Annotated in this window: 10 protein-coding genes; 7 read left to right on the top strand and 3 right to left on the bottom strand. The window is 67.6% G+C overall.

Annotated features, from left to right (window positions below; all coding sequences use genetic code 11):
- The first annotated feature begins 72 nt into the window (after window positions 1-72).
- The 3 genes from prfA to ACFE7U_RS09645 all read left to right on the top strand — a co-directional run bounded on the left by prfA (window position 73) and on the right by ACFE7U_RS09645 (window position 3,674).
- Entirely contained in the window at window positions 73-1,158 is a 1,086-nt protein-coding gene (gene prfA / locus ACFE7U_RS09655; RefSeq protein ID WP_375409503.1) for a peptide chain release factor 1, read from the top strand.
- Window positions 1,155-2,078, top strand: a complete 924-nt coding sequence (prmC, locus tag ACFE7U_RS09650) for a peptide chain release factor N(5)-glutamine methyltransferase (RefSeq protein WP_375409502.1) — start codon at window positions 1,155-1,157, stop codon at window positions 2,076-2,078. The genes prfA and prmC overlap by 4 nt, the downstream gene beginning before the upstream one ends.
- 402 nt (window positions 2,079-2,480) lie before the next feature.
- Window positions 2,481-3,674 carry a DUF4167 domain-containing protein gene (locus tag ACFE7U_RS09645; RefSeq protein ID WP_375409501.1) on the top strand — a complete coding sequence of 398 codons (1,194 nt, stop codon included), beginning with the start codon at window positions 2,481-2,483 and terminating at the stop codon, window positions 3,672-3,674.
- A 124-nt stretch (window positions 3,675-3,798) separates the two neighbouring features.
- Here the strand turns inward: ACFE7U_RS09645 and ACFE7U_RS09640 are convergent, their stop codons facing one another.
- Window positions 3,799-4,587 carry a hypothetical protein gene (locus tag ACFE7U_RS09640; protein WP_375409500.1) on the bottom strand — a complete coding sequence of 263 codons (789 nt, stop codon included), beginning with the start codon at window positions 4,585-4,587 and terminating at the stop codon, window positions 3,799-3,801.
- 190 nt (window positions 4,588-4,777) lie between these two features.
- Here ACFE7U_RS09640 and ACFE7U_RS09635 point away from each other — a divergent pair, with 190 nt between their 5' ends.
- Window positions 4,778-4,942, top strand: coding sequence for a YqaE/Pmp3 family membrane protein (locus ACFE7U_RS09635; protein ID WP_082494664.1), 165 nt, complete (start codon window positions 4,778-4,780; stop codon window positions 4,940-4,942).
- Window positions 4,943-4,959: 17 nt separating this feature from the next.
- On the opposite strand, the gene ACFE7U_RS09630 is transcribed toward ACFE7U_RS09635, so the two are convergent.
- Together ACFE7U_RS09630 and ACFE7U_RS09625 are read right to left on the bottom strand one after the other, a co-directional pair.
- A complete protein-coding gene (locus tag ACFE7U_RS09630) occupies window positions 4,960-6,168 on the bottom strand; it encodes a glycoside hydrolase family 5 protein (protein WP_375409499.1) in 1,209 nt (402 codons plus the stop codon).
- Window positions 6,169-6,257: 89 nt separating this feature from the next.
- Window positions 6,258-7,550, bottom strand: coding sequence for a VpsF family polysaccharide biosynthesis protein (locus tag ACFE7U_RS09625; protein ID WP_375409498.1), 1,293 nt, complete (start codon window positions 7,548-7,550; stop codon window positions 6,258-6,260).
- A gap of 162 nt (window positions 7,551-7,712) precedes the next feature.
- Here ACFE7U_RS09625 and ACFE7U_RS09620 point away from each other — a divergent pair, with 162 nt between their 5' ends.
- From ACFE7U_RS09620 to ACFE7U_RS09610, 3 genes are read left to right on the top strand one after another with little or no spacing between them, the layout of a single operon-like run.
- Window positions 7,713-8,888: a glycosyltransferase family 4 protein gene (locus ACFE7U_RS09620; RefSeq protein WP_375409497.1), complete on the top strand. Its 1,176-nt coding sequence runs from the start codon at window positions 7,713-7,715 to the stop codon at window positions 8,886-8,888.
- 17 nt (window positions 8,889-8,905) lie between these two features.
- On the top strand, window positions 8,906-10,804 hold the full coding sequence (gene asnB, locus ACFE7U_RS09615) for an asparagine synthase (glutamine-hydrolyzing) (RefSeq protein WP_375409496.1): 1,899 nt from the start codon (window positions 8,906-8,908) through the stop codon (window positions 10,802-10,804).
- Window positions 10,805-10,820: 16 nt separating this feature from the next.
- Window positions 10,821-11,888, top strand: coding sequence for a glycosyltransferase (locus ACFE7U_RS09610; protein ID WP_375409495.1), 1,068 nt, complete (start codon window positions 10,821-10,823; stop codon window positions 11,886-11,888).
- Window positions 11,889-11,980 lie beyond the last annotated feature (92 nt).

The raw sequence follows: 11,980 nt of genomic DNA, 5'->3' as shown, positions 1-11,980 counted from the left end.
CCCAGCACTTCCTCACACCCAGCACTTCCTCACACCCAGCACTTCCTCACACCCAAGAGTACCCAGCGGGCAATGACCCCACTTCCTCCCGACCGGCTCGATGCCATCTTGACGCGGCACGACATCGTCACCGCGATGCTGAGCGCCGGTTCCGCCGATTCCGAGACCTTCGTCCAGCTCTCGCGCGAGCTCTCCGAGCTCGAAGGGGTGGTCGCGGCGATCCACGCCTATCGTGCCGCCGCCGACAACCTCGCCGGCATCGAGGGGCTGATCGACGAGCCCGGCAGCGATGCCGAGATGCGCGCGCTCGCCGCCGACGAGAAGCCCGAGGCCGAGGAGGCCGTCGAGCGCTCTCACCGGGCCTTGCAGCTCATCCTGCTGCCCAAGGATGCGGCCGACGAGAAGAGCGCCATCCTGGAGATCCGCGCCGGCACCGGCGGCGACGAGGCCGCCCTCTTCGCCGGCGACCTCTTCCGGATGTACGCGAAATACGCGGACCTCAAGGGCTGGAAGGTCGAGGTGATCTCTGAGAGCGAAGGCACGGTCGGGGGATACCGGGAGGTCATCGCCGAGGTGAAGGGCAAGGGTGTCTTCGCCAAGCTCAAGTTCGAAAGCGGAGCCCACCGCGTCCAGCGCGTGCCCGACACCGAGACCCAGGGGCGCATCCACACCTCCGCCGCCACGGTGGCGGTGCTGCCCGAGGCCGAGGAGGTCGACATCGTCGTCAACGACGCCGACCTGAAGATCGACACCATGCGCTCGCAGGGCGCGGGCGGGCAGCATGTCAACAAGACGGAATCGGCCATCCGCATCACACACCTGCCGAGCGGGATCGTGATCTTCGTCCAGGAGGAGCGCTCGCAGCACAAGAACCGGGCACGCGCCATGTCGCTGCTGCGTTCCAAGCTCTACGACGCCGAGCGCACCGCCAAGGACGCGGTGCGCGCCGCCGACCGCAAGTCGCAGGTCGGGTCGGGCGACCGGTCGGAGCGCATCCGTACCTACAACTTCCCGCAGGCGCGGGTGACGGACCACCGCATCAACCTGACTCTCTACAAGCTCGAGGAAGTGCTTGCCGGCGAGGCGCTAGACGAACTCGTCGACGCCCTCCTCACCGAGCATCAGGCGGAACTCCTGGCCGCCGACGGGATGGCGTGACGACTTTCGACGCGCACCTCACCCGCCGGGCGGCCCTCGACCTCGCGGAGCGTGTCCTGGCCGGCGGGGACATCGACGCCGCGCCTGGGGATGCCTGTCATCTGACGCTGCACGCCCTCGGGGTAACGCGGACGGACCTCGTCCTCCACGGCGACCGCGCCGTCGGCGAGATGGCCGCGACGCGTCTCGCCGCTTCGATAGAGCGACGACTCGCCGGCGAGCCGGTGGCGAGGATCCTGGGCGAATGGGAATTCTGGGGGCTACCCTTCGCCCTCTCGCCCGAAACCCTGGTGCCCCGGCCGGATACCGAGACCTTGGTCGAGACCGTGCTGGCGCGATGGCCGGATCGGGCACGTCCCTTGCGCCTCCTCGACCTCGGCACCGGTACGGGATGCATCCTGATCGCATTGCTGACGGAATACCGACACGCCTTCGGCGTCGGGATCGATCTGTCTCATGCCGCGCTGCTGACCGCGTCCGCCAATGCGCGAGTGAACGGTGTCGCAGATCGCAGCGCCTTCGCGGCCATGTCCTGGTGCGATGCTCTGGCCGGTTCCTTCGACGTGATCGTGTCGAACCCGCCCTACATCGCCGGGGATGTGATCGCCGGGCTCTCCACGGAGGTCCGGTGCCACGACCCGCGGCTCGCCCTCGATGGCGGCGACGATGGCCTCGAGGCCTATCGCAGCATCCTGGAGGCCCTGGCACGGGTCGGCCCCGGATTCCTGGCGCCTGGCGGCACGCTCCATCTCGAGATCGGTTTCGATCAGGCCGCGGCCGTATCCGACCTCGCTCGCCATGCCGGTTTCGCGGAGGTCGTCGTCGCGCGCGATCTCGCGGGGCATGACCGAACTGTCAGCCTCGGCCAGTTCAATGTCCGGCCCGATCGAACGGGTCCGTTGGGCGGCATCGGCGGCTGATGGAAAAAATGCTTGTTGCGCGATCGGCAAACGGCTAACGTCTTCCCGCAGGTCGTAAGCGGACTGTTAAGTCGGCTTGTCGTAGAAACGGTCGCGGATCCATCCAGGACGGTTTCTAGGCGATCTCCCCGTGATCAGGCAGACGCGCATCTTGGATGCCGCAGGGGCCTGGTCCTTTCGAACCTGACAGGCGACGTTTTCCTGCCAAGGCGCCCTGGACGCGAGCGCGAGCCCGGTTGACGGACAGACGGCGACAGATCGATCGCGGATAGCTCGGGTTGTCCGATGACGGCGACGAGCCCTGATCGGGTCACCGCTGCGGACCGGAAACCGCCCACCATCAGACGCTCCGATATGAACGAGGGTCAATCGAGACCGATGAGACCAAACCAGAACAGACGGATGCGCGGCCGAAACCGCCCCAAGGGTCCCAATCCCCTCACCCGCTCCTATGAATCCAACGGCCCCGACGTCAAAATCCGGGGCACCGCCCAGCACATCGCCGACAAGTACGCGCAGCTTGCCCGTGACGCGCAGGCGAGCGGCGATCCGGTGGCAGCTGAGAATTATTTCCAGCACGGCGAGCACTACTTCCGGATCATCTCCGGTGCCCAGGAACAGAACCGGCAGCAGGCTGCCGGCGGTTACGCCCGTGGCGCCTTCGACGACGACGACGATGGCGACGAGGATGGTCAGAACGGAAGCCCGCAGGGTTATGCCGCCAACGGCTACGGCGCCAATTCCTACGGCGAGGATTACGGCGACCAGCCGCAGCCCTACGATGCCCGGCAGGAGAATCGACCGGAGAGCCGGCAGGATGCCCGTCCGGAGCCGCGGCAAGATGCGGGTCCCGACAACCGGCAGAACCGGAACGACCGCCCCGAGCGTCGCGACCGCTTCCAGAACCGCAGCGACCGGCCGCAGCGCTTCGACAATCCTCGCTTCGACAATAATGGTCGCGACGGCCAGCGTCAGGATTACGGTCGGCAGGATCAACCGCGCGGCGATGCCGTACGGCAGGACCGTCCCCGCAACGACCAGCCCCGTGAGGGCGGCCGCCAGGAGCCGCGTCAGGACTACAACCGCAACGACCGGCCGCGCCACGATCAGGGCCGGCAGGACCAGTCGCGTCCCGACTATGCGCAGCAGGAGCAGCCGCGCCACGACCTGACGAGGCAGGATGCGCCGAGACAGGAACCGGCACGGCAAGATCTGCAAAGGCAGGATTTTGCCCGTCCCGATGGGTTCCGGTCAGATGCTCCACGTCAGGAGCATTCCTCCCGTCAGGATGCGCCGCGCAGTGAGGAGCCGCGGCAGGATGCTCCGCGCGCCGAAGCCCCCACCCGGAGCCGTCGCCGTCGCGAGGAGCCGGAGAGCCGGCTTCCCTTGGACGAGCCCGCGGGCCTTCCCGCTTTTCTGATGACGCCGACCCGGCCCCCGGCCGTGGTCGAGACCGTCGCGGCTCCCGAGCCCGTTGGATCGGCGCCGTCGGACGACGAGGCCCCTCGCGCCGCGGTCAAGCCGCGCCGCCGCCGCCGTCCCCGCTTCGAAGTCGGCGATGCCGGCGTACCGGATGAGGGCTCCGGCACGGAGTGATCGATTGAAGCGGCCGCTCTCTCACGGGGGCGGCCGTTTCGCTTTTCCTGCCGGCCCGTGACGAACCGTATCGAGCCTGCGACGCCCCTGCATCGATGGCGGCGGCAAGGTGGACTCGGTCCCGTCAGTGTGGCCCCCTCTTCCGATTCCTGCGCCAGTCGCCGAAGCCGTAGACGGTGTGCACGAGGCGCGATCCGCGTGCCGCCTCGCCGAACGGCGCGAGGTCCCAGTCCCAGTCCCGCTCCGGCATCCCGACGCTGACCCCATGCAGGAGGTCGGTGCTGTCGACGATCTTGCCCGCGCGGTCCGCCTCGATCTGCGTGACGTCCGTAATCAGGCAGACCCGGGCCGTGAGCGCCGCAAGTCCATCGAGATGCGCGGTAACGATCCGGCGTCCGAGATCGGGCAAAACCCTTCCGTGTGTCTCGAACCAGTCCAGCGGCAGGATCGGTAGCTGCGAGAGAACGTTGGCCGAGATCACCAGATCGACATCGGAGCCGAGGCAGACGTCCGGCAGAACGGGTCCAATGTCCCTGCTGCGTCCGAGCATCCAATCGACGCAGCCGCTCAGGTCGAAATCGACGAGGCGGACGTTCCGGTGTCGCCGCGCCGCTGCCCGAGCCGGCCAGGGATGAACGACATCCACAAGGACCACACTCGTAAAGCTCCGGGCGAGGGTCTCGAAGGGCACGTCGTCGAGAAGTCCCGATCCCAGGACGACGACTGTCCGGCGCTCCGGTAGAGCTGCCGCGGCCTCGGTGACGAGCTCGCGCGAGCGGGAGAGGTGAGACCGCCAGGCAGACTGGCAACGGCGCGAGCGGGAGAGGAGCCAGATGCTGTCGCGCACGAAGCCGACGCGCCTGAAATCGCTCGGCGCCGGCGTCGTCAGGTAATGGATCCAGTCGAGCAGCAACGCGCGCCCCCATGCAACCGGCCCGACCGCCGCGGCGCGGTACCGACGGAGGGCGGTATCATGTCCAGGTCAGGGAAACGCGGTCGATCCTGTCGAACCCAGGCCCGAGGAACGCCCGCGCTGGGAACCAAAACCGGTTTGCCTCGCTTCCGGCACGGAGCGACCGACCGCTCGCCAGTCCGGAGTTCCCGTGTCCACGATCATTCGCATCCTGCTCGCCATCTTCCTGCCCCCCGTCGCCGTGCTGATCACAACTGGCATCGGCCTGCAGTTCTTCCTCAACATCGTGCTGACGATTCTCGGGATCGTGCCCGGGATGGTCCACGCGCTGTGGATCATCATGCGCAAGGATTGAGGCATCGGCCGACCCACTCACGGGACGCCGTCCGCTTCCCTGAGCCCCAGCGCCCGCAACGTCCCGGCATCCAGCGTCGTGCCTCCGTCGGTCGACACGATCGCCATGCCTCCAGTGCCCGTCAGCGCCCAGATCGCCCAGCCGAAGCCCCGCGCCTCGGCCTCCGACCGAACGTCGCGGATCCAGGTCTCGTACGAAACCGGATCGCCGGCGCGGTGATCGTCGTAGGAGCGGGTCGCCCCGAACTCGCCGAGGAAGAGCCGCTCGGGGCCGATGCCGTGGCGCTTTGCCCACGCGGAAACCTGGTCGAAGTCACGCGTGATGGTCGCTCGATCCAGGCCGGTGCGGAGGTAGGCCGAGACCTTCTCGGCCGCCTCGCGCTCCACCAGCTTCCGTGCCGGCGCCGTGAGAGACGTATCGGCGGTGATGTTTGCCCTCACCGTGTCCTGCACCATCGAAGCGGGCAGGCTAGCTGCCGGATAGGGCAGTCCCGACAGATATTGACGATATCGGCCGGCAAGACCCTCCGCCGGCACGCCCTGGTGGGTGAAGTCGTGCGGCTCGTAGTGGTGGAACGAGTACAGGACCGCACTGCCCCGGAAGGGCGTCGGGTCGAGGTCGAGCAAACCCTGCCGGTCGCCGCCATGGCTCCCCGTGAGGATCAGGAGGAGGTCCGGCGCCTCTGCCCTCGCCGCCGCATGCAGCGTCTCGATCATGCCCTGCCAGCGCCGGCGACTCTCCGGATCATAGCCGTAGGGCGGCTCGTTCATGAGCTCGAAGGCGAGGCGCGGGATCTTGAGCCCGGACAAGAGCCGGGCCGTTCGTCCGACGAAAGCGACGTAGGCACGGAAGAGCGCGGAATCCGCCGAGGCGATCACACGCTGCGGGTCATAGGCCGGGACCTGTGTGTTGCCGTGGAGGTCGACCACGACTCCCAGACCATAGCCCTGGAGTCGCCGGACCACCGTGACGAGATGGGTATCGAGGGCGTCCCGGTCCCGGCCCGTCAGCTGCAGGAAAGGCCCGGGATCGACAGTGAGGCGCACGAAGTCGAAGCCGGATCGTGCCACGGCGGTCAAGAGCGCATCGGGGACCTCGTAGTCCGGTCCTGCGAAGGGCGCCCGACGGTAGCGGTCCGGTTGGCCGGGTTCCAGATCGCCCCAGTTGAGCAGGGAATGAACCCCGACGCCCCGTCGAAACGGCGCCTGAGCCGCCTCGGCGGTCATGGTTGCGAGCCCAGCGTGAAATAGGAACGCCAGAGACGCAAGGTGCGCTTGGCACATGCAGCGTCTCATGGATCGATCACCCTCCGGGTTCATGGATCGACCACCCTCCGGGTTTTCGGCTGAGCCGGTCGGAAGGCGATGATCAGCGTCATGAGCAGGAAGATCGCGGACCCTTTCGAGGTCAAACCATTGCTGCTGAGGATCACCGTGAAGAAAACGAGCGTTCCGAGCAGAACGGCGGGTTTCGCTCCAATGAGAAGGATGCGTAGCAGCCAGCCGAAGAGGCCTGCGAACGCCATCGTCCCCAGCACGCCGAACTGGATGACGAAGATGACGAGCGAACTCTCGATGTATTCGAGCTTGAGATATATGAGGGCGATCTTGCGGACCCGAGCGATGTCGGTCCCGACCAGAATGTCCTGCCAGCTCAGGTAATCGAATACGTCGTAGATGGCGACGCGGGCGCGGGCATTGGAATCGTCGAGCCCGGATTCAAATCGGGACAGGGCACCGGCGGCGTAGAGCGCAGCCACGACAAGTGGGACGATCACGACGCCGGCGGTCATGGCGACGATCCGCCATTCCAGTCGCTTGCGCGACGACCGGCCGGCACCCACGGCGCCCAACGCGAGCGCGACTGCGCTGACGAGGCCCATCATCGAGGCGAAGCGCGCACCGGAGGCGCCGAGCGCCAGCACCAGCACGGTACAAACCCCCGCCTTGGCCCGCCCGGACCACTCGGTGGCGGCGCAGAACGAGATGGCGACCGCCATCCAGAGGCCGAGATCGAGGGGATGGGCAGCGAGACCGATGGGCCGGAAGGCACGTTCGGTTTCGCTGAAGGGCTGAAATCGAATCTTGAGGCCGAACTCGACGAGCCCGACGAGCCCGCTCAGGACCAGCCAGCAAACGAGAACCTGGCCGACCGCATTGCGCCAGGAAGGGGGAAACAGGAACAGCAGGGCGCAGCAACAGGCGCCCGCATAGGTGTCGATCAGGAACCCGGCGTTCCCGCCGCGTCCAGCAAGCGTCGTGAGCATGATCAACGTCACGATGCCGATGATGAATGCCATCATCGCGCGGACCACGCGGACCTCCCACGCGTCGAGCGTGACTCTCAAGCAGAGGAACGCGATGACGGCGATCCCCGCGAAGCCGTAGAGGGCGGGGTGGAGCTTCTCGACGATCGAGCCCTGATCCGCCGTGTAATTGACGACGAGATCGAGCATCAACGGGTTCAGGCCGACGCGGAGGATCGTGAACCCCGCAAAGACCAGGAAGAGGGCCGAGAGAAAAGGCGACGCTCGGCTCGCCGAAGGCGCGGCCGTATCGGCCGTCGAAGCCAGGATGGAGTCTCGGGGACGGAGGATCGCCGATGGCATGGTTCGAATCTTCAGGCGTGCGATTCTCGACCGGAGCGGAGTCTTTAACCGAGACCGCTGATGATGCTCACCCAGCAGGAACATCATGATCTAAGGAAGACTTAAGGTGCGCCTATCGGGGGTGCGGTCATTGCAACGAGGCGACGCGGGAAGGAGACCAGGATGACCGACCCCGTCCGGGTCCTCTGCGTGACGCCTTCCGGCTTCGATGGCCGTGGCGGTATCGATCGTCTCTACTATTACCTGCGCCGTTTCTCCGCGCCCCAGACGCTGGCCGGGGTCGACCTGCGCTTCGCGGCTGCGCGCGGCGGTAGTGCGGTCTGGCCGCTGATCTTCCCATGGCGACTCCTTGTTCTCGCGCGAACACTCCGCGCGTTCCGCCCGCAGGTCGTCCACATCAATTTCGCCAACCGGGGCAGCGCATGGCGCAAATACGCCGTGCTGCGCATGGCGCGCGCCATGGGCATGCGCGTCGCGGTCCATCTCCACGATAGCCTGCCGCTCGAGGCTCTGGCTCGCGGCGCGATCGCGGGCCGGCTTTTCCTGGCGATTTGCCACTCGGCCGATATCGTCATCGTCCTCGGCGAAGCCTCCGCCATCGCTCTGCATTCCCAGGGTGTGCCGGCGGCAAAGGTCCGGATCGTACTGAACGGGATCCCGGATTTCTTGAGCGCCACGGACTTTTCGAAACCGAGGAGCGGGACGGTATCGGTCCTGCTCGCCGGAAGGGTCGGAGAGCACAAGGGCGTCGGCAGCCTGATCGAAGCCTTGGCGATCCTCACCCGTCGCGGCATCGGCGGTTGGCATTGCGTCGTGGCCGGAGATGGCGACGTGGCGGCCTATTCGGCCCGGGCCGCAAGTCTCGGTCTCTCCGGCCGCGTTAGCTTCACGGGCTGGCTCGACGCCGAGGCGGTCCACGGACTCATGCGCGAGGCCGACATCGTCGTCCTGCCCTCCGTCGCCGAAGCCCTGCCGCTCAGCCTACTCGAAGGCGCCTGCGCGGGTGCGGCTCTCGTGGCGACCCCGGTCGGAAACATCGCGGAGGTGGTGCGCGACGGCGAGAACGGTCGCCTCGTCACCCGTGACCCCAAGTTCCTGGCCGACACGCTCGCGGCGCTGATCGCTGATCGCGATGGCCTTGCCCGGATGCAGGCGGCCTCACGGCGCCGATACACCGAGTGCTTCACCCTCGATACCTTCGCAGCCGGTCTCGCCGCGGTCTATGCCGAGCTAGCCGAAGCCGGCGGCACCAAGACTATCGAAGCCGGCGGCACCGAGACTGCAAGGTCGCGGGAGCATTCGATCGTCTCGATCGACCCGCAACGCCGTTCAGCCTGAAACGGGACAATCCTCGCATGTGCGGCATCGTCGGTTGGATGGTCGGGGCTGGAGCGTCCCCGGGAGAGACGGTCCTGCGCCGGATCACTGATACCCTGGTCCATCGCGGGCCCGACGGCGGTGGGACATGGTCGACGCGCACCGCCGACGGGCGGCACGAGATCGCGTTCGGTCATCGCCGGCTCTCGATCATCGACGCCGCGGGCGGCCATCAGCCCATGGCGAGCGCGGATGGGCGGCTCACCCTCACCTTCAACGGCGAGATCTACAATTACGTCGAGCTTCGCGAGGAGCTGCGCCGGCTCGGCCATGCCTTCCGCACAGATTCCGACACGGAGGTGCTGCTCGAGGCCTACCGGGCCTGGGGCGAGGATTGCGTGCCCCGCTTTCGCGGCATGTTCGCCTTCGCGCTCTTCGATGCCGCGAACCAGACCGTCCTCGTGGCCCGCGACGCCTTCGGCAAGAAGCCGCTCTTCCTCAGCCAGAATGCCGGCCGGATCGCCTTCGCTTCCGAGGTCGCGCCGCTCACGGCGCTACCGGGTTTCGATCGCGACCTCGACTGGTCGGCGCTGGATGCCTTCCTGACCGACCGCTACGTGCCGGGTCCCGCCACCTTCTTCGCCGGGATCCGCAAGCTGCCACCGGGATGCCTCGGCACCTGGCGTGCCGGCGTATTCGAGACCCGCCGGTACTTCACGCCGCCCTTCGCCACCACCGAGCCCGACGTCACCGATTTCGGTGAGGCGGTACGGCTGTTCGAGGACGCCTTCGACGAGGCCGTGCGCCTGCGCATGCGCAGCGACGCCCCCTTCGGCGCCTTCCTGTCCGGCGGGCTTGATTCCTCCGCCATCGTGGCGGCCATGTCTCGGCATGCGGGCACGAGGCTGCGCACCTTCTCCGTGGGCTTTCCCGAGGCTGCCTATTCCGAGCTCGACCATGCCCGCACGGTCGCCGCCCTGTTCGGAACGGACCACACCGAATGCGTGATCACGCCGCGCGACTTCCTTGACTCCTGGCCCGATGCTCTGCGCCACTCCGGCGCACCCGTCTCCAACACCTCCGACATCCCGATCCTGCTCCTGTCGCGACGCGCCAGCGAGAGCGTGAAGATGGTGCTCACCGGCGAGGGCGCGGACGAGCTCCTGGCCGGCTACCCCAAGCATCGCGCCGAGCACCGGCTGGCGCTCTATCACGGCCTCGTGCCGGGTACGGTCCACGACCGTGTGGTCAAGCCGGCGATCGATGCCCTGCCCTACCGCCTGCGCCGCGTGAAGATCCTCGCGAATGCGCTCTCCGAACGCGACCCTGAGGCGCGGATGCGGCGCTGGTTCGGCGGGATGTCACGAGCCGATTGCGAGTCGCTGACCGGCCGCGTCCCGCACACCGCGATCGACGCCTTCCCGTTCTCGTCGCAGCGCGGGTCGGCCCTGCGCCGGACTTTGTTCTTCGACCAGACTTCGTGGCTCCCCGACAACCTTCTCGAGCGCGGCGACCGCATGATGATGGGTTCCTCCATCGAAGGCCGGATGCCGTTCATGGATGTTGAGCTCGCCCGCGTCGTGGCGCGGTTCCCCGACCGTTTCCTCATCGGTCACCCGAAGGGCAAGGCGGTCCTGCGCGCCGCGGCCGCCAAGCTGCTGCCCGCCTCGATCCTCAACCGCAGGAAGGTCGGCTTCCGCGTCCCCATCGACGAGTGGTTCCGCGGCCCCTTCCGTGATCGGCTCGGCGACCTTCTCGGCTCGGCCGAGTCCGAAACCCGCCGCATCCTGCGGAGTTCGGAACTCGACCGACTGGTGCGCGAGCACGGCGAGGGCCGCGTCAATCACGAGAAGGTTCTGTGGTCGCTGTGCAATCTCGAACTCTTCCTGCGCAGCTTCAAACCGAATCTCGGAGCCGGGGTATCAAAAGCCGCATGAGTCGGGCGATGGCGTCGTGACCACGCAACGCCTTCGCTCCGTCGCGGTTTACGTGCCGGGTCTGCAGGCTGGGGGGGCCGAGCGTACGGCTGCCGTGCTGGCCTCGGGGTTTCACGCGACCGGCATCCCCACCACCCTCCTGGTGGATTACGAGGCCGAGGCCAATCGCGGCTTCGTCGCGCCCGGTGTGCGCGTCGTGGCACTTCCCGGCGGCCATGGCCGCAACGTCCTGGCCCTTGCCCGCTGGCTCGGCCAAGAGCGTCCGGAAGCGGCCCTGGCGATCGACGCCACCGCGAGCCTCAAGCTCGTGGCCGCCGCCGCCCTGGCACGCGTGCCGACCCGCACCTACCTCTCCTACCATGGCTACGGCTCAGTGGTGCGCGGGCGTCTCGGGCGGCTTGCCTACCGTCTCGCCCCGATCCTGACGCGGTTGTCGGTGGCGACGGTCTGCGTCTCGCAGGGTCTCGCCCATCACCTGGTCCAGGACTGGCACGCCTGTGCCGAGCGGGTCGCCGCCGTCCCCAACCCGATCCCGGTCCAGCACGCCCAGCCGCCCGTCGATGCCGCCGCCCTCGCGGCTCGGCCGGCCCTCATCCTGGCGGTCGGCCGGCTCGTTCCCGAGAAACGCTATGACCGGCTGATCGCGGCCTTTCGCGAACTGCCTTCCGATACCCGCCTCGTGATCCTCGGCGAAGGCCCCGAGCGTGCCGCCTTGACTACGGCCGCCGCCGAATTCGGCGACCGGGTCCGCATGCCCGGCCATGCCGACCCGTGGCAAGCCTACGCCGATGCCAGGGTCTTCGCATTGACCTCGACGAGCGAGTCCTTTGGAAACGTAGTGGTCGAAGCCCTCGCCTCCGGCCTTCCGGTCGTCGCAACCGATTGTGGAGGACCGCGCGAGATCCTCGCCGAGGGCCGATTCGGACGTCTCGTCTCGGTCGGCGATCATGGCGCTCTCGTCGACGCGCTGTCGCGGTCGCTGGCCGAGCCCGGCGATCCGGCGCCGCGCGTCGCACGTGCCGCCACCTATGCGACTTTCCGGGTCGTCGAGACCTATCTCGATCTCATGTCGAAGCCGCGCTGATCAGCGCTCTTGTCGAAGCCGCGCTGATCAGCGCTCTTGTCGAAGGCGGGCTGATCAGCGCCGCAGGATTCGCCGGGCGAATTGCCTGACCG

The sequence above is a fragment of the uncultured Methylobacterium sp. genome (assembly GCF_964251405.1).
Classification (GTDB): domain Bacteria; phylum Pseudomonadota; class Alphaproteobacteria; order Rhizobiales; family Beijerinckiaceae; genus Methylobacterium.
Note: the sequence above shows the minus strand (reverse complement) of the source record. Positions and strands in the feature narration are given on the sequence as shown.

Bases quoted from the DNA above. Each gene is read 5' to 3' on its own strand.
- asnB (WP_375409496.1), top strand. From the start codon at position 8,906: ATGTGCGGCATCGTCGGTTGGATGGTCGGGGCTGGAGCGTCCCCGGGA.
- prfA (WP_375409503.1), top strand. From the start codon at position 73: ATGACCCCACTTCCTCCCGACCGGCTCGATGCCATCTTGACGCGGCAC.
- ACFE7U_RS09620 (WP_375409497.1), top strand. From the start codon at position 7,713: ATGACCGACCCCGTCCGGGTCCTCTGCGTGACGCCTTCCGGCTTCGAT.
- ACFE7U_RS09625 (WP_375409498.1), bottom strand. From the start codon at position 7,550: ATGCCATCGGCGATCCTCCGTCCCCGAGACTCCATCCTGGCTTCGACG.
- ACFE7U_RS09645 (WP_375409501.1), top strand. From the start codon at position 2,481: ATGCGCGGCCGAAACCGCCCCAAGGGTCCCAATCCCCTCACCCGCTCC.
- ACFE7U_RS09630 (WP_375409499.1), bottom strand. From the start codon at position 6,168: ATGACCGCCGAGGCGGCTCAGGCGCCGTTTCGACGGGGCGTCGGGGTT.